Source organism: Enterovibrio norvegicus DSM 15893, from assembly GCF_900115495.1.
GTDB classification, from domain to species: Bacteria; Pseudomonadota; Gammaproteobacteria; order Enterobacterales; family Vibrionaceae; genus Enterovibrio; species Enterovibrio norvegicus.
In genome coordinates, this window is record NZ_FOWR01000015.1 from 1 (window position 1) to 23548 (window position 23548).

The 23548-nt window shown below is 47.4% G+C and carries 18 protein-coding genes, 2 pseudogenes and 1 riboswitch; of the genes and pseudogenes, 10 read left to right on the forward strand and 10 right to left on the reverse strand.

Features of this window, described 5'->3' with window-relative positions; all coding sequences use genetic code 11:
* Positions 1 to 362: 362 nt before the first annotated feature.
* The 3 genes and pseudogenes from hemG to BM082_RS11110 all read right to left on the reverse strand — a co-directional run bounded on the left by hemG (position 363) and on the right by BM082_RS11110 (position 3051).
* On the reverse strand, positions 363 to 887 hold the full coding sequence (gene hemG, locus BM082_RS11100) for a menaquinone-dependent protoporphyrinogen IX dehydrogenase (RefSeq protein ID WP_017010560.1): 525 nt from the start codon (positions 885 to 887) through the stop codon (positions 363 to 365).
* Between the two features lie 35 nt (positions 888 to 922).
* Positions 923 to 2380 (reverse strand): TrkH family potassium uptake protein, encoded by a 1458-nt coding sequence (locus BM082_RS11105; RefSeq protein WP_017010561.1) that lies wholly within the window; start codon positions 2378 to 2380, stop codon positions 923 to 925.
* A 43-nt stretch (positions 2381 to 2423) separates the two neighbouring features.
* Positions 2424 to 3051 (reverse strand): annotated as a pseudogene (locus BM082_RS11110) (YigZ family protein).
* Between the two features lie 255 nt (positions 3052 to 3306).
* On the opposite strand from BM082_RS11110, the gene fadB reads away from it, so the two are divergent.
* From fadB to acuI, 3 genes are all read left to right on the forward strand, one after another.
* Positions 3307 to 5472 carry a fatty acid oxidation complex subunit alpha FadB gene (gene fadB / locus BM082_RS11115; protein ID WP_017014629.1) on the forward strand — a complete coding sequence of 722 codons (2166 nt, stop codon included), beginning with the start codon at positions 3307 to 3309 and terminating at the stop codon, positions 5470 to 5472.
* A 31-nt stretch (positions 5473 to 5503) separates the two neighbouring features.
* A complete protein-coding gene (fadA, locus tag BM082_RS11120) occupies positions 5504 to 6670 on the forward strand; it encodes an acetyl-CoA C-acyltransferase FadA (RefSeq protein WP_017010564.1) in 1167 nt (388 codons plus the stop codon).
* A 291-nt stretch (positions 6671 to 6961) separates the two neighbouring features.
* Positions 6962 to 7942 carry an acrylyl-CoA reductase (NADPH) gene (gene acuI, locus BM082_RS11125; RefSeq protein WP_074926940.1) on the forward strand — a complete coding sequence of 327 codons (981 nt, stop codon included), beginning with the start codon at positions 6962 to 6964 and terminating at the stop codon, positions 7940 to 7942.
* 86 nt (positions 7943 to 8028) lie between these two features.
* Here the strand turns inward: acuI and BM082_RS11130 are convergent, their stop codons facing one another.
* Complete coding sequence (locus BM082_RS11130; RefSeq protein ID WP_074926942.1) at positions 8029 to 8970, reverse strand: LysR family transcriptional regulator; 942 nt, start codon at positions 8968 to 8970, stop codon at positions 8029 to 8031.
* Positions 8971 to 9321: 351 nt separating this feature from the next.
* On the opposite strand from BM082_RS11130, the gene tusA reads away from it, so the two are divergent.
* Positions 9322 to 9567: a sulfurtransferase TusA gene (gene tusA / locus BM082_RS11135; RefSeq protein ID WP_017010567.1), complete on the forward strand. Its 246-nt coding sequence runs from the start codon at positions 9322 to 9324 to the stop codon at positions 9565 to 9567.
* 74 nt (positions 9568 to 9641) lie between these two features.
* Here tusA and BM082_RS11140 read toward each other — a convergent pair whose 3' ends face one another.
* Positions 9642 to 9911: a hypothetical protein gene (locus BM082_RS11140; RefSeq protein ID WP_074926944.1), complete on the reverse strand. Its 270-nt coding sequence runs from the start codon at positions 9909 to 9911 to the stop codon at positions 9642 to 9644.
* 98 nt (positions 9912 to 10009) lie between these two features.
* Positions 10010 to 10564, reverse strand: a complete 555-nt coding sequence (locus BM082_RS11145; RefSeq protein WP_074926945.1) for a TMEM165/GDT1 family protein — start codon at positions 10562 to 10564, stop codon at positions 10010 to 10012.
* Between the two features lie 87 nt (positions 10565 to 10651).
* Positions 10652 to 10751: riboswitch (yybP-ykoY riboswitch) on the reverse strand.
* A gap of 172 nt (positions 10752 to 10923) precedes the next feature.
* Between BM082_RS11145 and glyQ the strand changes: the two genes are divergently transcribed.
* The 5 genes and pseudogenes from glyQ to BM082_RS11170 form a co-directional block, all read left to right on the forward strand.
* Positions 10924 to 11841, forward strand: a complete 918-nt coding sequence (glyQ, locus tag BM082_RS11150) for a glycine--tRNA ligase subunit alpha (RefSeq protein ID WP_017010570.1) — start codon at positions 10924 to 10926, stop codon at positions 11839 to 11841.
* A 1-nt stretch (position 11842) separates the two neighbouring features.
* The gene (gene glyS / locus BM082_RS11155; protein WP_074926947.1) at positions 11843 to 13924 is read left to right on the forward strand and encodes a glycine--tRNA ligase subunit beta; all 2082 of its coding nucleotides are present in this window, start codon (positions 11843 to 11845) and stop codon (positions 13922 to 13924) included.
* Between the two features lie 258 nt (positions 13925 to 14182).
* Positions 14183 to 15433 (forward strand): valine--pyruvate transaminase, encoded by a 1251-nt coding sequence (locus BM082_RS11160; RefSeq protein WP_017014569.1) that lies wholly within the window; start codon positions 14183 to 14185, stop codon positions 15431 to 15433.
* A gap of 433 nt (positions 15434 to 15866) precedes the next feature.
* The gene (locus tag BM082_RS11165) at positions 15867 to 16055 is read left to right on the forward strand and encodes a hypothetical protein (protein ID WP_017014568.1); all 189 of its coding nucleotides are present in this window, start codon (positions 15867 to 15869) and stop codon (positions 16053 to 16055) included.
* Between the two features lie 15 nt (positions 16056 to 16070).
* A pseudogene (locus tag BM082_RS11170) lies at positions 16071 to 16490 on the forward strand (alpha/beta hydrolase); the annotation flags it as partial.
* Between the two features lie 360 nt (positions 16491 to 16850).
* Here the strand turns inward: BM082_RS11170 and gyrB are convergent.
* From gyrB to dnaA, 4 genes are read right to left on the reverse strand one after another with little or no spacing between them, the layout of a single operon-like run.
* Complete coding sequence (gene gyrB, locus BM082_RS11175; protein WP_026024630.1) at positions 16851 to 19268, reverse strand: DNA topoisomerase (ATP-hydrolyzing) subunit B; 2418 nt, start codon at positions 19266 to 19268, stop codon at positions 16851 to 16853.
* A 19-nt stretch (positions 19269 to 19287) separates the two neighbouring features.
* Positions 19288 to 20370, reverse strand: a complete 1083-nt coding sequence (gene recF, locus BM082_RS11180) for a DNA replication/repair protein RecF (RefSeq protein ID WP_074926951.1) — start codon at positions 20368 to 20370, stop codon at positions 19288 to 19290.
* Between the two features lies 1 nt (position 20371).
* Positions 20372 to 21472, reverse strand: a complete 1101-nt coding sequence (gene dnaN, locus BM082_RS11185) for a DNA polymerase III subunit beta (protein ID WP_074926953.1) — start codon at positions 21470 to 21472, stop codon at positions 20372 to 20374.
* Position 21473: 1 nt separating this feature from the next.
* The gene (gene dnaA / locus BM082_RS11190; RefSeq protein WP_017010578.1) at positions 21474 to 22862 is read right to left on the reverse strand and encodes a chromosomal replication initiator protein DnaA; all 1389 of its coding nucleotides are present in this window, start codon (positions 22860 to 22862) and stop codon (positions 21474 to 21476) included.
* 549 nt (positions 22863 to 23411) lie between these two features.
* On the opposite strand from dnaA, the gene rpmH reads away from it, so the two are divergent.
* Positions 23412 to 23546, forward strand: coding sequence for a 50S ribosomal protein L34 (rpmH, locus tag BM082_RS11195; protein ID WP_017010579.1), 135 nt, complete (start codon positions 23412 to 23414; stop codon positions 23544 to 23546).
* The last annotated feature ends 2 nt before the right edge of the window (positions 23547 to 23548 follow it).

Consider the following 23548-nt stretch of genomic DNA (forward strand, 5'->3'; position numbering starts at 1 on the left):
CATCGTCAGGGCTGCGAATTCTACGCTGCCAGGCGATGAAGTCAAGAAGAAATTTTGAGATTTTTCAGCGTGGTGTTCACCGCATCCAAAACGTCTTGTTGACTTCCTTCAACCGAGATAAGCACTGGGCTTTTCCGTTGAAGCAGGCGGGCATTCTACTGATTGAGTCGTTAACGTCAAGCGTTTATTTTCAATCCATTTTGAAGCCGTTTCGCCGTACTGATTCGGGGGCCAGTTCCGTGTGGAGTAGGTCGCCGTGTCAGTGAGGTCGCATTATAGGGACGGTTCAGATCTTGGCAAGGGGTTTTGCGCGGTTTTTCATGAAAAATGGCCTGTTCGGCCATTTTTCAATCAATGTGATGTTAAAGCGAGCCAAATCGCTCTGAAAGTAGCTTTACTCGGGCCCAGTTGGTGTACTCAATTTCTTTTGTAGGGTCTGTTTCTCCCCCAGTCATCTTCATAATGAACTGAATCATTACTCTGTCGAAGAATTTATACCTAGGGTAATAGAGTGCACCGGCAAACACATCAAGTAACTTAGGCTGCCACGGAGACAGCGTTAAGAACTTCTTCATATAAACACTGGTTTCTGGCGTGTCCTTCTCTGGCTTTCTCGCGGTTAAGTTCACACAGAAGAACGCCGTCTTTGCTTTGTCCAATTCAGAAAGGTGCTTATCAATGAACTTATAGAGCTTCTTATTAAGATGACCATAGCGAATTGATGCACCAATCATGACTTTGTCATACTGTGTAACGTCGATATCTGGGGTCTCATGGAGATCCACCAGCTCGCACTGATGAGTATCAGCCAACTCCTTCTCTATATAACGAAGGATTTTGATGGTTTGCCCTTCACGGCTAGAGTGAAGTAGAAGCGCTTTTTTCACGAGTTATCCTTATATAGCTAAAAGGCGTTTACTGACTAACTGCGCCAGAAGGTCGGGGTGAACAACACCAACAAGGTGAACACTTCTAAACGTCCGAAAAGCATAGAAACAATCAACACCCATTTCGCACTGTCATTAATATCACCAAAGTGCACAGCAACCTCTCCTAAGCCAGGGCCTAAGTTATTAAGCGTTGCGGTGACTGCAGAGAATGCACTCAACTCATCAAGACCTGTTGCGATTAACGCCAACATACATAGAACAAAGACTAACGCATATGCTGAGAAGAATCCCCATACTGCATCAACGACCTGCTGAGGCAATGCCTTATTCCCAACTTTGATGGTGTAAACCGCCCTTGGGTGAACCAAACGTTTTAATTCACGAGAGCCTTGTAGGGAAAGTAACAAGATTCGGATCACCTTCATCCCACCACCAGTTGAACCCGCACACCCTCCTATAAATGAAGAGAAAAGCAAAAGCACAGGCAAGAACAGGGGCCACTCAGAAAACCCTGTCGTGGTATAGCCAGCCGTTGTACTGATCGAAACGGTTTGGAAAATGGCTTGGTTAAAGGCTTCAAACTCAGAATCGTAGGTACTGTGGCTTAACAGCATCCAGAAAACGATAGAAAGCAAAATCAGCTGAATCACAATAAACGCGCGAAATTCGGGATCTTTAAAATAGTACCCAGGGTGTAACTTGCCACTCGAAAACGCAGCAAAGTGCAGTGAAAAGTTACAAGCAGATATAAAGAGGAAAAAGACCGTGATGAAGTTAATCGCCGAGCTATTGAAATAACCGATACTCGCATCGTGAGTTGAGAACCCCCCAATAGCGACGGTAGAAAAGCTATGACTGATCGCATCAAAGACGCTCATGCCAGCCAGCCAGTAGGCGAATGCACATGACAAGGTCAACGCCAGGTAGATGTACCACAGCGCTTTTGCGGTTTCCGCAATCCTTGGTGTCATCTTGCTGTCTTTCACTGGCCCTGGGATCTCAGCGCGATACAGCTGCATACCACCGATACCCAGCACGGGCAAAATCGCCACGGCCAATACAATGATACCCATACCGCCGAACCACTGCAGAAGCTGGCGATAGAACAACACCGCTTTAGGTAAGTCATCAAGACCTACCATGACTGTTGCACCTGTCGTTGTCAGCCCAGAAAAGGATTCGAAAAAGGCATCAGTCACTGACATGGAAGGTTGTTCGGAGAGCATGAACGGGATTGACCCCGCGCTACCGATAACCGTCCAAAACAACACAACAATAAGGAAGCCATCTCTGGCTTTGAGCTCATGGCGATAGCGGCGGTTCGGAAACCACAACATGCCGCCACCAGCAAGTAGGAGGAAGAAGGTGAGAACGAAAGGGAAACCCTCACCGTCTCGATAGATAAATGCCACCACTGCTGGCGCCAGCATGGTGATACTAAATAGTGCCAGGAGTAACCCGACAATTCGAATTATTGAACGAAACTGCATAGCCTGAGACGGCGCATTCCTTGTATCCAGGGGTTAGCCTGAATCATGATTTATTATCTAGCCCGGTAGCACTTACCTGACCCCGTGTGCGATTGAATATCTCACTGGCGATCTGGTCGGCACTCCGTGCATCCACTTCCACTGTCATCAACACATTATGGCTGAATTCAGTATTAACCTGAACCGCGTTGTGAGACGCCAAGATGGATTCAATCAAGGCAATGTGAGGGTATTCACAGCTTAGTGTGAACTGGACCGTAATTGCCTTTTCGTTTGTTGCAAGTTTTGTCAGCGCTTGTTGAACCCCTCCGCCATAGGCTTTAACCAAGCCACCCGTTCCCAATCGAATACCACCATAGTAGCGAGTAACCACTGCGGTTATCTCACCAACACCTGAACCTGTGAGCTGAGCAAGGATTGGTTTCCCCGCCGTACCTGAAGGTTCTCCATCGTCACTAAAGCCCCAAGGACTTCGAATCATCAGGACGCCCAGCCACAAATGCCCAGCAATTATGGCGGGCATTGACGTGTCGCGCTTTGATATCTGCAACAAACGCTTTTGCGCTTTCAACGCCCGGCGTATGAGCTAAGTAGGTAATAAAGCGACTCTTCTTTATTTCCTCTTCTGACACCACTGCATCGGCAGGGATCAGATAAGGGGTGATATTCATTACATAGACCTATCATATAAAAGGCGCGGGATGTTAACACAGTAACACCTTTTCACGGCTAACCGCGTTTACGGGTTTCACAATGTCTCCAACGCGTTGAGACACAGATCAAACACTTGATTTAAACAATCGTTTAACATTTTGGTTGCTTTATTGATCGGTGACGTTCAGACTGAATTAACTGGTCTTACCAGACTAATCCTATTTACGGTAAACCAATAACCAGACATAGAGCTGGCAATACGGAGATAGAACATGATTTACCAAGGTGACACGCTGTCCGTACGCTATTTGGAAAATGGCCTTGCGGAACTCAACCTCGACGCACCAGGTTCTGTTAACAAATTTGACCTTGCAACGCTGGAAAGCCTCAACGAAGCCTTAGACGCATTAGCAAAAGAGACAGACGTAAAAGCCCTGCTTCTTACCTCTGCAAAAAGCGCCTTTGTTGTCGGTGCCGACATCACTGAGTTTTTAGGTTTGTTTGCCAAACCCGAAAATGAGCTCTCAGAATGGGTCACTCACGCGAACAACATCTTCAACAAGCTTGAAGATCTGCCCTTCCCGACCATATCAGTGATCACTGGGTATGCATTAGGCGGTGGCTGTGAGTGTATCTTAGCGACAGATTTCCGTATTGCAGATTCCACGGCACGCATTGGTTTGCCAGAAACGAAACTGGGCATCATGCCAGGGTTTGGCGGCACAGTTCGTATGCCTCGCCTATTAGGGGCTGATACCGCGATGGAACTCATCACCGCGGGTAAAGAAAGCAAAGCCCCAGCCGCACTGAAACTCGGTTTGGTTGATGCAGTAACTGCACCGGATGACCTTCGTGATGCCGCAATTCAACTGGCGACACAAGCCGTTGAAGGAAAGCTTGATTGGCAATCACGTCGCGCACAGAAAAAAGCGCCACTGCAACTGAACAAGATGGAAGCCACCATGAGCTTCACCATGGCAAAAGGCATGGTTGCTCGTGTTGCAGGCCCACACTATCCCGCGCCAATGACCGCCGTTATCTCTATTGAAGAAGCAGCGCGAAGCGGCCGTGACGACGCACTTGTGGTTGAAAACAAGCATTTCGTTAAGCTCGCGAAAAACGAAGTGACCCAAGCCTTGGTCGGCATCTTCCTCAATGACCAATACTTAAAAGCAGAAGCAAAGAAAGCGGCTAAAGCCGGTAAAGCGACAGAACGTGCATCCGTATTAGGTGCTGGCATCATGGGTGGCGGTATTGCCTACCAATCAGCCAGCAGAGGCGTGCCAGTACTGATGAAAGACATCAGTCAGGCATCTCTAGAAACGGGGATGAAAGAAGCCTCCAAGTTGCTAAATAAGCAATTAGAGCGTGGTCGAATCAACGGCTTAAAAATGGCAGATATTTTGGCATCCATCACCCCTAGCCTTCATTACGCAGGTATTGAACAAGCTGACGTGATTGTTGAAGCCGTGGTTGAGAACCCGAAAATCAAAGCTGCTGTGCTCAGTGAAGTAGAAGACATGATCAGTGAAGATGCAGTGCTCGCATCGAACACATCCACCATCCCTATCGACTTGCTGGCGAAATCCCTCAAACGCCCAGAGAACTTCTGTGGTATGCACTTCTTCAACCCTGTGCACCGCATGCCATTGGTGGAAGTGATTCGCGGTAAAGACACCTCCGACGAAACGGTGTCTCGCGTTGTGGCTTACGCCGCCAAAATGGGCAAAAGCCCCGTGGTCGTTAACGACTGCCCAGGTTTTTTCGTTAACCGTGTCCTTTTCCCTTACTTTGCTGGCTTTAGCTTGTTACTGCGCGATGGTGCAGACTTCAAAGCTGTCGACAAAATCATGGAGAAGAAATTCGGCTGGCCAATGGGCCCGGCTTACCTGCTGGATGTGGTGGGTATCGATACCGCGCACCATGCACAAGCCGTGATGGCGGAAGGTTTCCCAGAGCGCATGGCAAAAGACTACAAAGATGGCGTTGATGTCATGTTTGAAAATGAACGCTTCGGTCAGAAAAATGGTTCTGGCTTCTACCGCTACTCCATCGACCGCAAAGGTAAGCCGAAGAAAGACGTAGATGCCGATGCGGAAGCATTGTTGGCACCGGTTGTTGGCAACAGCACAGAATTCAGTGATAGCGATACCATCAACCGAATGATGGTACCGATGATCAACGAAGTGGTGCGCTGTTTAGAAGAAGGCATCATCGCTACGCCGCAAGAAGCGGACATGGCGCTGGTATATGGTCTTGGTTTCCCTCCTTTCCGTGGTGGCGTTTTCCGCTATCTCGACACTATCGGATTGGCGAATTATGTAGAAATGGCTGACAAGCTTGCTGACCTCGGCGCGGTTTACCACGTCCCGCAAGGTCTGCGCGATAAAGCAGCCAAAGGCGAAGGGTACTTCGATGCCCAACGACAGTCTGCCTAACCACACGGATTAAGAATAAGAGGGAAACATAATGAACAACGTAGTGATTGTCGATTGCATTCGAACCCCAATGGGACGCTCCAAAGCTGGCGCGTATCGAAATGTCCGTGCGGAAGACTTGTCTGCGCACTTGATGCAATCTTTGCTGGCCCGAAACCCACAGCTCGATCCAACAGACATTGAAGATATTTACTGGGGTTGTGTGCAACAAACCCTAGAGCAAGGTTTCAACGTCGCGCGCAACGCCTCGCTGCTTGCGGGTATTCCGCACTCAGTGGCAGCGACCACCGTTAACCGCCTTTGTGGTTCATCCATGCAAGCCCTGCATGACGCTAGTCGCGCCATCATGATAGGCGATGCTGAGGTTTGTTTGATTGGTGGTGTGGAACACATGGGCCACGTACCAATGACGCATGGCGTGGATTTTCATCCAGGTCTGTCAAAGTCTGTGGCGAAGGCTGCTGGCATGATGGGACTTACCGCTGAAATGCTGGGTCGTATTCACGGTATTAGCCGCGAACAACAAGATGCGTTTGCGGCACGCTCGCATCAACGTGCTTACGCTGCAACCGTTGAAGGTCGCTTTAAAAATGAAATCATGCCGACAGAAGGTCATGATGACAAAGGCGGACTGATCTTACTCGAAAACGATGAAGTGATTCGTCCCGAAACGACCGTTGAAGGCTTGGCAGGATTACGCCCCGTGTTCGACCCAGTAAACGGTACAGTCACCGCGGGAACATCTTCAGCCTTGTCTGACGGTGCCGCAGCCATGCTGGTCATGAGCGAAGACAAAGCCAAAGCGCTAGGTTTACCCATTCGTGCACGCATCCGCTCAATGGCTGTGGCAGGCTGCGATCCTTCCATCATGGGATACGGTCCAGTACCTGCGAGTCAAAAAGCTCTTAAACGTGCAGGTTTAAGCATTGATGATATTGGCATGGTTGAGTTGAATGAAGCCTTTGCTGCGCAATCACTGCCGTGTGCCAAAGACCTCGGTTTGCTCGATAAGGTTGACGAGAAAGTTAATCTCAATGGCGGCGCGATTGCACTGGGTCACCCATTGGGTTGTTCTGGTGCGCGAATTTCAACAACGCTCATTAACTTGATGGAAGCGAACGATGTTGAATTTGGTCTTGCAACCATGTGTATCGGGCTTGGTCAAGGTATCGCAACCGTCTTTGAACGTGTTGAATAACTAACAATACGCGCAATCGAAAAGCCGGACGCATACTACGTCTGGCTTTTTCTTTTGATAACCACACGACAACCCGCTCAACATGTGTTTCAAAACCGAACAACCCCACAAAAATTCACGTCACGTTGACCAAATACCATCATCTAACCACATAACATTGCGCCTAAGTATCCGAAATAAAACCATCTATGCTTTTAGCGCATAGGTAAAATGAATTAGATTCATTATTTTCATGGCGAATTTGGTTCTACACTCTAAGCATCATTTTTTGCCCTTTCCGGAGAATACGGCATGTTCAAAGCTCTCGTGCTGGATCAAGCAGACAAAATCACCACCTCAAGCATCCAAGAATTGGAAATCAGCCAATTACCAGAAGGCGATGTATTGATTGATGTTGATTACTCATCATTGAATTACAAAGATGGTTTAGCGATTACTGGCAAAGGCCGTATCGTTCGTGATTTCCCAATGGTTCCTGGTATCGATCTTACCGGCACCGTGGTTGAATCTTCTGATGAGCGTTATACCGCAGGTCAGAAAGTGGTATTAACTGGCTGGGGTGTCGGCGAAGGTCACTGGGGTGGCATGGCACAAAAAGCGCGCTTGAAAGCTGACTGGCTTGTTCCACTTCCGGAAGCACTCAATGGCGCTCAAGCCATGAAAATTGGTACAGCAGGCCTAACAGCGATGCTGTGTGTGCAAGCATTGCAAGATGCTGGCATTACTCCAGAGAAAGGTGAAATCCTGGTCACTGGCGCATGTGGCGGCGTAGGCTCTGTTGCCATTACACTTCTTTCAACACTGGGTTACCAAGTGGTTGCTGTGACAGGTCGTGCGAGCGAAAACGGTGAGTGGCTTAAAGAACTTGGTGCGTCACGCATTGTTGAGCGCAGCGAGTTTGATGATGCAGGTCGTCCACTCGAGAAACAATTGTGGGCGGGCGCAGTTGATACCGTCGGTAGCAAAATGCTGGCACGCGTTTTAGCACAAACAGATTACGACGGTGCTGTTGCAGCATGTGGTTTGGCTGGCGGTTTTGACCTACCAACCACCGTGATGCCTTTCATCCTACGCGGTGTGAAACTTCTGGGTGTGGATTCAGTTTATGCCCCGTTTGAACGCCGCCAAAAAGCGTGGAAACGTATTTCAGAACTTCTACCGGCAAGCTACTTCGAGCACGGTTGTTCTGAAATCAGTCTTGAAGAAGTTGCAGATGCTGCTGAAGCCATCACTAACGGTCAAATTAAAGGTCGCGTGTTGATCAAGCTATAAGCCAAGTCATCGCCCAATAAAAAACGGAGCCTTGCGCTCTGTTTTTTGATCTGCCCTGAGCAACTACGCTGCTGTCCGCAAGGTCGCTACACCAATCCCATGTCTTTGGTTCGGCTCGCTATCAGTCGGCCACACTCTTCTTTGATCAAATTACGCAGCCATACTTGCGCCGCTGAATGCTCGGTGCGAGGGTGCCAAATGAGTGAATAATCAAATGGCTTAAAATCAAACGGTAGCGGCTTAATCACTAAATCGTATTTCTCAGCCACTAAATAGGCGAGATCAGCAGGGACAGTAATGATCAAAGGAATCGAGTCCACCATCGCGAGCGCCGCTTCTAAATGATAAGCGCGCAACGCCAATTTTGGTTTTGGGTACCCTCTCAACGCATCATCAATCAGGGTTTTCACACCATCACTGATGGCTATCACTGCATGCGGATAAGACAGATAATCGTCTAATGTTAAGGTTTCATCCGCCAATGGATGATGCTTCGCTAATAGGCAAAACACACTGACCAAGCCAAGTTTGTCGGACTCTAACGGGTAAACAGCACCTGTCGATCGACAGATCGCCATGTCGCACCCTTCCGATGCTAACTGTCGTAATAATTGATCGTGTTGCAGCGGCGCAAACTCAAGCGACACATTCGGCGCTTCTTCGTAAATACGTGGCAGGGCAAACGGCAAGATCGTTTGCATGGCATAATCCGTCGTCGCTATCTTGAACAACTGATCGCAATTTGTAGGGTCAAACTCCTCGGGTGAAAGAATTGTCCGAAGTGAATCCAAAGGGGCTGTCAGTGAAGTATTGAGTTCCAGCGCACGTTGCGTTGGAATCAACTGCTGACCATGGCGTGTGAATAACGGGTCACCCGTTAAACGGCGAAGACGACCCAGCACGCGACTCATCGCCGATTGACTCAAACTTAACCGCACCGCGGCCTTACTGACACTGCCTTCTTCTAGCAATACCCGCAACGCGATGAGCAAGTTGAGATCACGGCGATAAATATCTTCAAGTTCCATAGATAGCTCAAACAAGGTAAGGTGCGGCCATTATACTCAAGCGCGGCCATTATGCTGATGCGTCTGGCACGACTGAGATAACTAAATTTTAGATAAAAAAAATCCCGCATATAGCGGGGAAGCCCAAGAAACTGGGTGTGAGTGTATCGATGAGTGAGTAGCTTAGCTGCTGAACCAACCTATTATCCGTATCGCGACAGAAGGAGAAGTCTGTCTGCTTAGGGGTTCACAACACAATCGTTAACAGCTTGTTAATTAAACTACACATATATTTTACAATTCCAAGCCCTGTTGAATATTTTGTCGTCATAAGTATGATCAGGTCGACGTTTTTTTATGCGACGAAAGAATATGAGTTCAGAATTTGAAAAACCGGATCATTATTTAGACGCTGAAGGCCTGCGTTGTCCTGAGCCTGTAATGATGGTGAGAAAAACAATCCGTAACATGAAAGAAGGCGAATCGTTGTTAATTGTTGCCGATGACCCATCGACGACGCGCGACATTCCAAGCTTTTGTCGGTTTATGGATCATACGCTCGTCGCACAAGAATCAGAATCAGCGCCATATCGCTACCTGATCCGCAAAGGTGTGTGAACAGCGCTACGGTTCACACAATTTATGCAGCAGGCAAAACAAGAAAAGGCAGCTTAGGCTGCCTTTTTTATTATTCAATACTCAAACGCTGACGACTGCTCAACATCACTTATCTTCTTACGCAACACTGCATTTTCACGCTCTAGTTCCTGCAACGTTTTTTTCAGCGGCAAGATATACCGAACACGAATAAGCGCATCGATAGATAAGTAAGTGGTTACTATTGCGCCAACCACCATGAGTACCCACATATCGGTAAGCATCATACCCAAAATATTGAGTGCTAACGCCGTGTGAAACAACCACAGTTGACTACGTGGACTGATCGCGAGAAACCGCTCCATAACGTGCTCCTTACATCAACCTAACTCCCCTCACGCTACCATGAAGTTCGCATCGGGAGTGTCGAGATAATCACACATTTATACGTCTGAATATGACATTACAGTTTCAGTAGCACTACCACAGCAAGAACCAAAAATACTGTCGCAGTTATGTACCTCATGGTGTCCAAAGGCAACGCATTCGCTGCTTTCTTACCAAACAACACCACAGGCACATTGGCCAACAACATGCCTATCGTTGTGCCGATGATCACCACCCACAATGCATCATGATATTGCGCGCCTAGCATGGTGGTTGCCACTTGCGTCTTATCCCCTATCTCAGCAACGAAAAACGCAATAAAGCTCGCCACAAACGGCCCGTGTTTTGATTCAGACTCTTCGTCAAACTTATCGGGGATAAGTATCCAGCACGCCATCGCAATAAAGCTCAGCAACAATACCCAATTTAAAATCTCGGGAGAAAGATAGTCTGCGACCACCACACCCAACCAAGCGGCTAACGCATGATTCAATAACGTCGCGAAAAAGATGGCCAGAATGATAGGTACGGGTTTGCGATATCGACTTGCTAACAGCAAGGACAAGAGTTGAGTTTTATCACCGATTTCCGCCAAGGCGACGGTCGTGATAGAGACGACAAGTATGCTCATTATTGTTTTCCAGGGCGGGTGATTGATTCGACAACAACGACAGATCCCATGCCCCGCCGGTTCATGTGATGTGTCATTGGTCTCGTCAAACTCACAATGTAAGTCGTCATTACCATGAAGCATGTGGCTTCAACTATGTTGATAATGACCTCGCTGGCGCGAGAGACTACTCCCCAAAAACGACCTGCATTCTACGATTATCTGTGGCACAGACTCAATAGTCTCAATTCAAGAGTTCCGACAAACATCGCTTGTCTCATGTTCAACGGACAAAAAACCGCCATCAACGCTACTTATCCCAAGCCTAGCGCGTTATAATCGCGTGTTATTTTTCATTCACTAATCGCGCGAACCTGACGATGCAAAAATTCGACGTTAAAACTTTTCAGGGCATGATCCTCGCGCTGCAGGATTACTGGGCCCAACAAGGTTGCACCATCGTGCAACCACTCGACATGGAAGTAGGTGCAGGCACCTCTCACCCAATGACGTGTCTGCGAGCAATCGGCCCCGAGCCAATTGCAGCCGCATACGTTCAACCTTCACGTCGCCCGACTGATGGCCGTTACGGTGAAAACCCTAACCGTCTACAACACTACTATCAGTTCCAGACCATCATGAAGCCATCTCCTGACAACATTCAGGAACTGTACTTGGGTTCGCTACGTGTTCTTGGTATCGACCCAGAAGTGCATGATATTCGCTTCGTAGAAGACAACTGGGAAAACCCAACATTGGGTGCTTGGGGTCTTGGCTGGGAAGTTTGGCTAAATGGCATGGAAGTGACGCAGTTTACTTACTTCCAGCAAGTAGGTGGACTTGAGTGTAAGCCGGTTACCGGCGAAATCACTTACGGTATCGAACGTCTTGCGATGTACATTCAAGCGGTAGACTCTGTTTATGACTTGGTATGGACCGATGGCCCGTTCGGCAAAGTCACGTACGGCGATATCTTCCACCAGAACGAAGTTGAGCAATCGACCTACAACTTTGAACACGCAGATGTAGATTTCTTGTTTGCGTACTTTGATCAGTGCGAGAAAGAGTGTAAGCACCTTCTTGAACTTGAAAAGCCACTGTCTCTTCCAGCGTATGAGCGCATTCTAAAAGCAGGCCATGCATTCAACCTATTGGATGCACGTAAGGCAATCTCTGTGACTGAGCGTCAACGCTACATCCTTCGCATTCGTAACCTGACAAAGTCAGTTGCAGAAGCGTACTACGCATCACGTGAAGCACTTGGCTTCCCAATGTGTAAAAAGGATGAGGAGAAGTAAGATGGCAAAGAATTTCCTGATTGAGCTAGGTACAGAAGAACTGCCACCAACGCAACTTCGTACCCTTGCTGAAGCGTTCGCTGCGAACTTTGAAAAAGAATTGAAAGACGCAGAGCTAACGCACGAAGGTATTACGTGGTACGCGACCCCTCGCCGCCTTGCACTGAAAGTTGCATCGCTGGATGAGCAGCAAGCTGACAAGCTGGTCGAGAAGCGCGGACCAGCGGTCTCTGTGGCATTTGATGCTGACGGTAACCCAACCAAAGCGGCACAAGGCTGGGCACGTGGTAACGGTATTACCGTTGAACAAGCCGACCGTATCGCAACAGACAAAGGCGAATGGCTTCTGTTTAAACAAGAAGTCAAAGGCCAAGACGCGAAAGAAATCATTGTTTCACTGGCAGATAAAGCACTGGCTAATCTACCTATCGCGAAGCCAATGCGTTGGGGAGATAAAGACACCCAATTCATCCGCCCAGTAAAAACCCTGACCATCCTGATGGGTGAAGACCTTATTGAAGGCACCATTATGGGCGTGGCATCTGCACGCACTATCCGTGGTCACCGCTTTATGGGTGAACCCGAATTTACCATCGACAACGCCGATCAGTATCCAGCAATCTTGGAAGAGCGCGGTAAAGTCATGGCGGATTACGAAGCGCGTAAAGCCATCATTCTCGCGGATGCGAAGAAAGCGGCAGAGCTGGTTGGCGGTATCGCAGATCTAGAAGATGACTTGGTAGAAGAAGTCACCTCTTTGGTTGAATGGCCAGTGGTACTTACCGCTACCTTCGAAGAAGAATTCTTGAAGGTGCCTGCTGAAGCGCTGGTTTACACCATGAAAGGTGATCAGAAGTACTTCCCTGTTTACAGCGAAGACAAGCAGCTTCTGCCTAACTTCATCTTCGTTTCAAACATCGAATCAAAAGAGCCACGCCACGTTATCGAAGGTAACGAGAAGGTTGTACGCCCTCGCCTTGCGGATGCGGAATTCTTCTTCAACACCGACCGTAAGCGTCCATTGATTGATCGTTTGCCACAATTGGAAACGGCGATTTTCCAGAAACAATTGGGCACCATCAAAGACAAAACAGATCGTATCACCGAGCTTGCTGGCTACATTGCTGACAAGATTGGTACTGACGTTGATAACGCGAAACGTGCAGGCCTACTTGCGAAATGTGATTTGATGACCTCCATGGTTTTTGAATTCACAGACACCCAAGGTGTGATGGGCATGCACTATGCTCGCCACGATGGTGAAGCTGAAGAAGTTGCGGTCGCGCTAAACGAGCAATACATGCCACGTTTTGCTGGCGATGATTTGCCTAGCAATGGTGTTTCATCTGCTCTGTCGATGGCTGACAAGCTTGATACAATCGTCGGTATCTTCGGCATTGGCCAAGCACCAAAAGGCTCTGACCCGTTCGCGCTTCGTCGTGCATCTTTGGGTGTGCTTCGTATCATCGTTGAATACGGTTATGATTTGGATTTGGTTGACCTTGTTGCCAAAGCAAAATCACTGTTTGCGCTAGAAGATGGCACCAGCCGTCTGACTAACGACAACGTTGAGACTGATGTTATTGAATTCATGCTGGGTCGCTTCCGTGCTTGGTATCAAGACGAAGGCCACAGTGTAGACGTTATCCAAGCAGTTCTTGCTCGTCGCCCTACTCAACCAGCAGACTTCGATCAGCGTGTTAAGGCGGTGACTCATTTCCGCTCACTAGACGCTGCAGAATCGCTGGCAGCCGCGAACAAACGTGTGGGTAATATCCTGGCGAAATTCGAAGGCCAACTACCGGCAGCCATCGATGCGAGCCTTCTGGTTGAAGACGCAGAGAAAGCATTGGCAGACAAAGTGACGTCTTTGGTTGAAAGCCTTGCACCGCTATTTGCGGCTGGCGATTACCAGACCGCACTGACGCAACTTGCTGACCTTCGTGAGCCAGTAGACAGCTTCTTTGATAACGTCATGGTCATGGCGGAAGATGAAGCCCTAAAGGCTAACCGTCTCGCATTGCTGAATACCCTTCGTGGCCAGTTTATGAACGTTGCAGATATTTCTCTGCTTCAGAAATAAACGTAGAAACGAAGAAAGAGCCTCGCATCATTGCGGGGCTTTTTTTTGTCTGCTTCTTGCTTCCCAGGATAATTGTTCCACGTGAAACATCATTCTTACGTTATCTTTTACTCCTGAAAAACAATAAAGCGTTATACGTAAATCTGAATTCTAAGCTTCTCAGAAAAAGCCTGAAATCTGCGTTCAATTTGAACAATGTTTGCGGTATGTTTGATGGATCGCGACGAACAATAAATAAAGGATTAAGGTCTCGCACGTATGCAGTTTTCTAAATTTGGGACGAAATTTTCCCAACACTCTGGCATCACCCAATTGATGGATGATTTGAATGACGGCTTAAGAAACCCAGATGCCATTATGCTTGGTGGTGGGAACCCAGCAGCCATCCCTGAAATGACAAATCACTTCACTGCACTTAGCCAACAAATGCTAGATGATGGAACCTTGGTTGCCGCACTATCAAACTATGATGGCCCACAAGGTAAAACTGCGTTCATTGAATCACTTGCAACCATGCTCAGCGACACCTATGGTTGGCCGATCACGAGCAAGAACATCATGCTGACCAACGGCAGCCAATGTGCATTCTTCTATCTGTTTAATCTCTTTGCAGGACACTACGACGATGGCAGTTTTAAGAAAGTGCTTCTTCCGCTCACACCAGAATACATTGGATATGCAGACTCAGGTTTGTCACCCGATATGTTTGTTAGCTTTAAACCTACCATTGAGTATTTGGAAAACCGTCAGTTTAAATACCACGTCGATTTTTCAACATTAGAGATTGATGAGTCAGTCAGCGCCATCTGTGCTTCCAGACCAACAAACCCTACTGGCAATGTTTTAACAGATAACGAAATAGCCCAACTCGACGTGTTGGCACGTAAGCACAATATTCCACTTATCATCGACAACGCTTACGGCGTGCCCTTCCCTAATATCATCTTTGAAGACGTCAAACCCTTCTGGAATGAAAATACGATTCTCTGTTCTAGCCTATCTAAATTAGGTTTACCTGGCGTTCGTTGCGGCATCATTGTAGCTGCAGAAGAAACCATTTCAGCCCTCACTAACATCAACGGCATCGTGAGTTTGTCCCCGTGCGGTGTAGGCCCGGCCATTGCCAACCAAATGCTGAATAATGGGGACTTACTCCGTTTGAGCGAAAACGTCATAAAGCCTTTTTATCAACAGAAAGCACTACGAAGTGTAGAACTACTTCAAAGTGCCATTCCAGATCCTCGTTTTAAAATTCACAAACCTGAAGGCGCTATATTTCTTTGGCTTTGGTTCGATGAACTTCCCATTACCACCAAAGAACTATACCAACGCCTGAAAGCAAGAGGATTGCTCATTGTTCCAGGTGAGTACTTCTTTATTGGCTCAGACAGCGAGTGGGAACATACACGTCAGTGCTTGCGAATGAACTATGTTCAAGATGATGAGAAGATCCAAAAAGGGATCGAAATACTCGCTGAAGAAGTCGCGAAAGCGTATGGCGAGAAATAATGTTTCACGTGAAACGTTGAGCAAAAGCATCTAACTATTTCGAAGCCAGTTATTCATTAACTGGCTTTTATTTCGACCATCCCCTCGCCTCAGCGTTTTTTTATCAATCGCAATATTCCTACTGGCATCTATTCGACATTGTTCTCAGTTCACCTAGCTACGCTCACTTCCCTGAACAACGTTAATATAGTGACAAGTCACTGTTGGTGGATTCGAACAGAAATATCCTCACCTCATTTGACGTTCAGCCGAGTAACTGGACATTGGCAGAGCCATAGCTTCGTGAACGTTAAACCGGCTATCTCGATGAAAATGCAATTTGAAAAAGTGAGGCCATGAACCTCGGTTAGATTAACAGTAAGACAAAGCGAGACCCATGATCACGTGTTCCACGTGAAACATTTCTGTATCCGCGTATCAGGGAGGTTGAACAATGAAGGGATCAAACGTCGAAATAGACGTAGGTGGTGTATTGATATCAGGGACGCTTGTCATTCATGAACAAGCTTTCAACAGTGCTGTGTCGATCATTATTGCGGGGTCGGGCCCAACCGATAGAAACGGTAATCAAGCGGATTTGCAAAATGACAGGTTAGAAAAGATATCCACCAGCCTTCTGTAGCACGAATACGCCAGTTTTCGATTCGATAAAAGAGGTGTGGCTAGATCATATTTCCCAGCACGATTAGAGTCAGATCTAACCATTGATACGTATGTGAAAGATGTACACTTCATCATTCAAACACTTTCAGCTGAATACGGCTTTAGGACATTTATTCTTATTGGGCATAGTAAAGGTGGGCTCATTGCATTGCTCGTCGCGCAAACGGCATGTATAAATTCGTTAGTACTGATCGCAACGCCTGCCCTCTCTTTTGCTGAAAACCTCATCAAACAGTATCAACTACGCGCACCACAATTTACGGAAGATGTTGAGACAATCCTTGAGGCGATTAAGCAAGGTAATGCCATTCAATGTGGTTGTAAACATCTCTCCCTGGTGTTCCGCCCTTCAGTAAACCGTATATCAAGTCATGCTATTTTATCGATCCCTTAGCATCAACGTTGAGTTGAGTCGACCCATACATGTGATGCAGGGCGACAATGATATTCAGGTTGAGGCAATGAATGGAATGATGTTTGAAGAGGTTTTGGGGAAAAGTTCTGTGCGTCTAACAATGTGCAAAGCCATGAATCATGTACTAGTGCGTTCATTCAAAGGTCGCGACCAAAATATCCATATATACAGCGATCCAACCCAACCAATACACCCAAAGCTTCAAACGCACTAATCAATGCCTTTTAAACAGTTATGAATCAATGGGTTAAATGGGCATGTAACGCTACGTAAAAAAAACGCCGCTAATGCGGCGTTTGATACACAGATTTTAAGCAGCGAACGCTATAGAACAACTCACTAAACGTCTAGGTTTGCTACTTTCAGCGCGTTGTCTTCAATAAACGCACGACGTGGTTCAACATGGTCGCCCATCAGGGTTGTGAACAGCTCATCGGCCGCGACAGCATCATTGATGGTCACACGCAGCATTCGACGAGAATCAGGATCCATTGTAGTTTCCCAAAGCTGATCAGGGTTCATCTCGCCGAGACCTTTATAGCGTTGGCGAGAAAGGCCACGGTTCGATTCTTTAATCAACCAAGCCAGTGCATCTGCAAAGCTCTTAACCGGTTGCTTACGCTCACCACGTTGGATGTATGCTGTGTCATCTAGCAAACCATCAAGTGCTTCTGACAGATCAGCGATGCGGCCATACTCTTTCGAGTTCAGCAAATCGTAGCTGATGAGGTATTCATGGTCGACACCGTGAGTACGTACGATAAGTTCAGGCTGATACGCATTATGCTCTTCATCAAACTTGATGATTGAGCTGTACTGACTTTCGCCAGAAGAGTTCTTATTAAGAACTGCAACGATGTTCTCAATCCAAGCTTGAACGTTCGCTTCACTTTGAAGCTGATCAACAGACAAACGTGGTTGGTAAACAAGCTCGTTTAGCAACGCTGAAGGATAACGACGCTCCATGCGGCTAATCAACTTCATGACGCCATTATACTTTTGAATCAATTCTTCAAGTGCTAGGCCGCTAAGTGCAGGTGCATCTTGGTTAACAAACAAAGAGGCATTTTCTAGCGCTAGCGATACTTGGTACTGCTCCATCGCTTCATCATCTTTGATGTATTGCTCTTGCTTGCCTTTCTTCACTTTATACAACGGTGGTTGAGCGATGTAGATGTAACCACGCTCAATCAGCTCAGGCATTTGACGGTAGAAGAAGGTCAATAGAAGCGTACGGATGTGCGAACCATCGACGTCAGCATCGGTCATGATGATGATGCTGTGGTAACGCAGTTTATCTGGGTTATATTCATCGCGACCGATACCACAACCCATCGCAGTAATCAGCGTGGTCACTTCTTGAGAAGACAGCATTTTGTCGAAACGCGCTTTTTCTACGTTAAGGATTTTACCTTTAAGTGGAAGAATCGCTTGGTTCTTACGGTTACGACCCTGCTTGGCTGAACCGCCAGCAGAGTCCCCTTCCACTATGTACAGTTCAGAAAGAGCAGGGTCTTTCTCTTGGCAGTCAGCCAACTTACCTGGCAAACCACCTAAATCTAGCGCGCCTTTACGACGTGTCATTTCACGCGCTTTACGCGCTGCTTCACGCGCACGTGCTGCATCAATGATTTTTGAACAAACGATTTTAGCGTCTTGAGGGCTCTCAATCAGGAACTCACTCAATTTTTCATTCATTGCCGATTCAACCGCAGACTTCACTTCTGAAGAAACCAGTTTATCTTTTGTTTGGCTCGAGAATTTTGGATCCGGTACTTTTACCGATACGACAGCGGTCAGACCTTCACGCGCATCATCACCTGATGTGGCTGCATTGGCTTTCTTCGAGTAACCCTCTTTTTCCATGTAGCTATTGAGCGTACGCGTCAATGCTGCGCGGAAACCGGCAAGGTGTGTACCACCATCGCGTTGAGGGATATTGTTAGTAAAACAGTAAATGTTTTCCTGGAAACCATCGTTCCACTGCATAGAAACTTCAACGGTCACGCCATCTTCACGCTCATGCTCAAAATGGAACACTGATGGGTGAATTGGGTTTTTGTTTCGGTTCAAGTGCTCTACGAAAGCGCGGATACCACCTTCGTAAGTAAAGTGGTCACTCTTGTCTTCTTCGCGTTCATCAACAAGGCGAATAGACACGCCAGAGTTTAGGAATGACAACTCACGTAGGCGTTTCGCCAAAATGTCATAATGGAACAGAAGATCGGTGAAGGTCTCACCTGATGGCCAGAAACGGATGCGAGTACCGGTTTCGTCAGTGTCGCCAATCGGGCCCAAAGGCGCTTCAGGAACACCGTGCACATAAACCTGCTGATGCACTTGACCATGACGCCAAATCGTCAGTTCAAGCTTCTCAGATAGGGCATTTACTACTGAAACACCTACGCCGTGAAGACCACCCGATACTTTGTATGAGTTATCATCGAACTTACCGCCTGCGTGAAGTACCGTCATGATAACTTCAGCGGCTGATACGCCTTCTTCTTCGTGGATATCAACAGGGATACCACGACCATCATCTTTTACTGAAACAGAGCCGTCTTCGTGGATGGTCACCACGATATCATTACAATGACCAGCAAGAGCCTCATCGATTGAGTTATCGACGACCTCAAAGACCATGTGGTGCAAACCGGTACCGTCGTCAGTATCACCGATGTACATCCCCGGACGCTTTCGTACTGCATCCAGACCCTTGAGTACCTTGATACTCGATGAATCGTAATTGTTGGACATTGAGTTACTCTCGCTTAATTTATTCTGCGGCTATTTTACCGTGTTCCACATGAAACATCTTACTATTTTCGTCGGACATTTCAGCGACCTGATCGGCACTAATGGCACTTACAAATACTTGCGCACCGGTGGCTTTTAACTGCTCTGCCAAGAGCGCCCGACGCTGGCTATCCAGCTCAGACGCAAAATCATCTATTAGATAGATACATTGCTTACCTTTGTCTTCAGTAAGCTGTTGGCCCTGCGCCAAACGCAGTGCACACACCATCAGTTTGAGTTGGCCACGAGACAGCACATCTTCGACCGGCGTATTATTGATACGCAAGCGCAAATCAGATTTGTGTGGGCCACTGACGGTATAACCTAACTGCTGATCGCGAAGAAAATTATGACGCAGCAATTCGGCATAATCTGTGTCTTTCTCCCAGCCACGTGAATAGCTGAGTTTAATGTCATATTCAGGCAAAAAAGCCTGACACAATGCAGAAGCACGCTCAGCGAGTTTGTTGATGTATTCCCTTCGCCACTGATCGATTTGATTCGCTAACGGGGCCAATTCAGCATCCCAATAACTGAGCTCTCGATAGCTTCTTGCTGTTTTCAACAGTGCATTGCGTTGTTTGGTCAATCGCTTCACACGCGACCAAACTGGGTAAAACTGGGGTTCCACGTGGAACACACCCCAGTCAATAAAGGCACGACGAAACTTAGGGCCACCTGTCAGCAACTCGAACCCTTCAGGGGTAATCAATTGCATGGGAAGCACTTCCGCCAATTGCACCAATTTCTGACCCTTTTCTTCACCAATTTTTACGTCAGTGGAGCCATCTCTGTTCTTCTGTAAACCGACGGGCAACAGCGTGTCAGAGTCATTTGAAACCACGCGACCATGCACCACCAATCTCTCTTGCTGATGCCTAATCACACGGCCCGTCAATTGACTTCGAAACGAACGCCCATGGCCCAAGTAGTAAACGGCTTCCAAAACACTGGTTTTACCGCTGCCATTCGGCCCGACAAGAAAATTGAAGCCTGATGACAGGCTAAGGTCACAGGCTTCAATATTTCGTAAATCGTGTACGGATAATCGGGTTAGTGCCATGTTATAGACGGATTGGCATTACCACATACATGGCGTCATCACTGTTACTGTCTTCCACCAAGGTACTTGCGGTACCGTCCGTCATAGAGAAACGTACCTGCTCGCACTTGAGCGTATTCAGCACGTCGAGCACATAACTGACGTTGAAGCCAATTTCCAATTCTTCGCCTTGATAATCGACATCAACAAACTCTTCAGCTTCTTCTTGCTCAGGGTTATGAGCAGAAATGCGCAGTTGGCCATTGCTGACGTTAAGGCGCACACCGCGGAATTTTTCATTTGATAAGATAGCGGCACGAGAGAAAGCCTGGCGCAATTCATCACACCCCGCTTCCATTGTCTTATTAGAAGACTGAGGCATCACGCGGCGATAGTCCGGGAAACGACCATCAACCAGTTTAGAGGTAAAAATAAACTGATTAACTTGCGCACGAATGTTCGCACTGCCGATTTGAATCGTCACAGGTGCGTCAGGATGATCCAACAAGCGCATCAATTCCGTCACGCCTTTGCGCGGAACGATGACTTGTTGATTATCTAGGCTGCTTTCTAGTGCTGTTGTGCCCACCGCCATGCGGTGACCATCGGTCGCTACGCTGCGAAGCGTAGTGCCGTCAGTTTCAAGCAACATGCCATTTAAGAAATAACGCACGTCTTGGTTTGCCATTGAAAACGCGGTGCTTTCAATAAGCTGGCGTAACTTACCTTGAGACAAGGTAAATTCAACCGTGCTTTGCCAATCTTCAATGTTCGGAAAATCAGCAGCTGGCAACGTAGATAGCGTGAAGCGACTGCGACCAGAGCGAATAACCGCACGATCACCTTCGGCCGTAAAACTAATGGGGGCGCTATCAGGAAGACCGCGACAGATGTCGAGGAACTTACGAGAAGGCACAGTCACCGCACCATCTTCTACTTCACCTTCAAGCGGCAAAGACGCAATCAATTCAACTTCGAGATCAGTGCACGTCATCGTCAGTTGACCCGCATCTACTTTAAGAAGAATGTTGCCAAGAATCGGTAGAGTTGGTCGACCACCAAGCGCACCAGAAACCTGCTGCAATGGCTTTAAGAATACGTCGCGAGTAAGTGTAAATTTCATATTATGACGACAGAGTCCGGATCAGGTTTGAATAATCTTCTTTTATATCGTGGCTTTCTTCGCGCAACTGTTCAATCTTTCGGCACGCATGAAGTACCGTAGTATGATCGCGCCCACCAAATGCATCACCAATTTCCGGCAAGCTATGGTTTGTGAGCTCTTTTGACAACGCCATTGCCACTTGGCGAGGACGTGCTACGGAGCGGCTACGACGCTTAGATAATAGGTCAGCCATCTTAATTTTATAATATTCAGCAACAGTCTTCTGAATGTTATCTATGGTAACCAGTTTTTCTTGAAGCGCGAGCAGGTCTCGCAGTGCTTCACGCACGAAATCAATGGTGATAGCACGGCCCGTGAAGTTAGCATTTGCTATCACGCGATTAAGTGCACCCTCAAGCTCTCGAACATTCGAACGGAGACGTTTCGCGATAAAGAATGCCACTTCATCCGGCAACCGAATGTTGTGGTCTTCCGCCTTCTTCATCAAAATTGCCACGCGCGTTTCGAGCTCTGGTGGCTCGATCGCAACCGTCAAACCCCAACCAAAGCGAGATTTAAGACGATCTTCAACGCCGTTAATCTCTTTCGGATAACGGTCAGACGTTAGAATGATCTGCTGGTTACCTTCTAGCAATGCATTAAAGGTATGAAAGAACTCTTCCTGCGAACGTTCTTTATTCGCAAAAAATTGAATGTCATCGATAAGCAAAGCATCAACGCTGCGGTAATAGCGTTTAAATTCTTCAATTTGGTTGTTTTGTAGTGCTTTTACCATGTCTTGAACGAAACGTTCAGAGTGCATGTACACCACTCGGGCGTCGACTTTACGATCGCTGATCGCATTACCCACAGCGTGTAACAAGTGAGTTTTACCTAGACCTGTTCCGCCGTATAAGAAAAGAGGGTTATAAGCCGCGCCTGGGTTATCGGCGACTTGTCGTGCAGCCGCTAACGCCAATTGGTTTGATTTACCCTCAACAAAGTTGGTGAACTTGTGCTTAGGGTTAACATTTGATCTGTGATTAACGTCTGACTGAACCGGTGAAGGCGCAGGTTCCCATGTGCGACCAACACTCGGTCTCGCAACAGGAGCAGACGGCGCGGGTGCGACGGGTTGACTCGGTGGCGCAACAGGGGCGACACGTTTACTGCCGACTTCAAAACGCAACACAGGCATATCTACACCGCAAAACTCGTTGAGTAGCTGGTTGATACTGTTGAGATATTTATCTCTCACCCAGTCCAGTACAAAACGGTTTGGTGCAAACAAAGTCAAGGTGTTGTCATTTAACTCCGCCTGAAGCGGTCGAACCCACATGCTGAATTCTGTTGCAGGTAGATCCTCTTGAAGGCGCTGAAGACACTGCAACCAAAGCGAAGATGACACGTCTGACTCCACACTCGATAAATGAAAAGGGAAGCAATTTTATACTTCTACGACAAGGATCGCTAGAGAGAAGATCCCTTTTGCAGTGAATAAGATCGAAGTTATACACACAGATCGCACAATTTACTTGCCGATCTGCACGGGTTTCACCCCAGTTACTCACAGATTGAGGCACATTACGGTCGAAATAGTGTAGAACTGATCACAGTAGTTTTCAGTTTGGTCCACAAAACATTTCACACGATCAAATTAAACAGATTTGCAGTAAAGATCATATTTCCACTTCTTATACCAGACTTGTCCAATGAAAAGTTACAGCCTTCACACAAGGAAAAGTGGATAAGATCGGTGAAGGATCCTTGCGCTAACTTTTCGAATCCGTATAATTACGCGCCCAAGAGTTCGGATTGTGGCCATTTCTGGTTTATACATTATTGACTATAACTCGGTCAGTGATTACAATCCGCCCTCTTTGTTGAGAGGCGTCGGACTTTCGTCCCACGTCGGGTTAACAAACCTAAAAACTGATCAGTAATTAAGGTAGAAACCATGAAACGCACTTTTCAACCTTCCGTTCTAAAGCGTAAGCGCTCACACGGTTTCCGTGCACGCATGGCAACTAAGAATGGCCGTAAGGTTATTGCCGCTCGCCGTGCGAAAGGCCGTAAGCAACTTTCTAAATAATC

What these genes read in the sequence shown, in the direction of transcription:
- BM082_RS11105 (WP_017010561.1), bottom strand. Translation starts at nt 2,380, where the DNA reads ATGCAGTTTCGTTCAATAATTCGAATTGTCGGGTTACTCCTGGCACTA.
- fadB (WP_017014629.1), top strand. Translation starts at nt 3,307, where the DNA reads ATGATTTACCAAGGTGACACGCTGTCCGTACGCTATTTGGAAAATGGC.
- fadA (WP_017010564.1), top strand. Translation starts at nt 5,504, where the DNA reads ATGAACAACGTAGTGATTGTCGATTGCATTCGAACCCCAATGGGACGC.
- acuI (WP_074926940.1), top strand. Translation starts at nt 6,962, where the DNA reads ATGTTCAAAGCTCTCGTGCTGGATCAAGCAGACAAAATCACCACCTCA.
- BM082_RS11130 (WP_074926942.1), bottom strand. Translation starts at nt 8,970, where the DNA reads ATGGAACTTGAAGATATTTATCGCCGTGATCTCAACTTGCTCATCGCG.
- tusA (WP_017010567.1), top strand. Translation starts at nt 9,322, where the DNA reads ATGAGTTCAGAATTTGAAAAACCGGATCATTATTTAGACGCTGAAGGC.
- BM082_RS11140 (WP_074926944.1), bottom strand. Translation starts at nt 9,911, where the DNA reads ATGGAGCGGTTTCTCGCGATCAGTCCACGTAGTCAACTGTGGTTGTTT.
- BM082_RS11145 (WP_074926945.1), bottom strand. Translation starts at nt 10,564, where the DNA reads ATGAGCATACTTGTCGTCTCTATCACGACCGTCGCCTTGGCGGAAATC.
- glyQ (WP_017010570.1), top strand. Translation starts at nt 10,924, where the DNA reads ATGCAAAAATTCGACGTTAAAACTTTTCAGGGCATGATCCTCGCGCTG.
- glyS (WP_074926947.1), top strand. Translation starts at nt 11,843, where the DNA reads ATGGCAAAGAATTTCCTGATTGAGCTAGGTACAGAAGAACTGCCACCA.
- BM082_RS11160 (WP_017014569.1), top strand. Translation starts at nt 14,183, where the DNA reads ATGCAGTTTTCTAAATTTGGGACGAAATTTTCCCAACACTCTGGCATC.
- BM082_RS11165 (WP_017014568.1), top strand. Translation starts at nt 15,867, where the DNA reads ATGAAGGGATCAAACGTCGAAATAGACGTAGGTGGTGTATTGATATCA.
- gyrB (WP_026024630.1), bottom strand. Translation starts at nt 19,268, where the DNA reads ATGTCCAACAATTACGATTCATCGAGTATCAAGGTACTCAAGGGTCTG.
- recF (WP_074926951.1), bottom strand. Translation starts at nt 20,370, where the DNA reads ATGGCACTAACCCGATTATCCGTACACGATTTACGAAATATTGAAGCC.
- dnaN (WP_074926953.1), bottom strand. Translation starts at nt 21,472, where the DNA reads ATGAAATTTACACTTACTCGCGACGTATTCTTAAAGCCATTGCAGCAG.
- rpmH (WP_017010579.1), top strand. Translation starts at nt 23,412, where the DNA reads ATGAAACGCACTTTTCAACCTTCCGTTCTAAAGCGTAAGCGCTCACAC.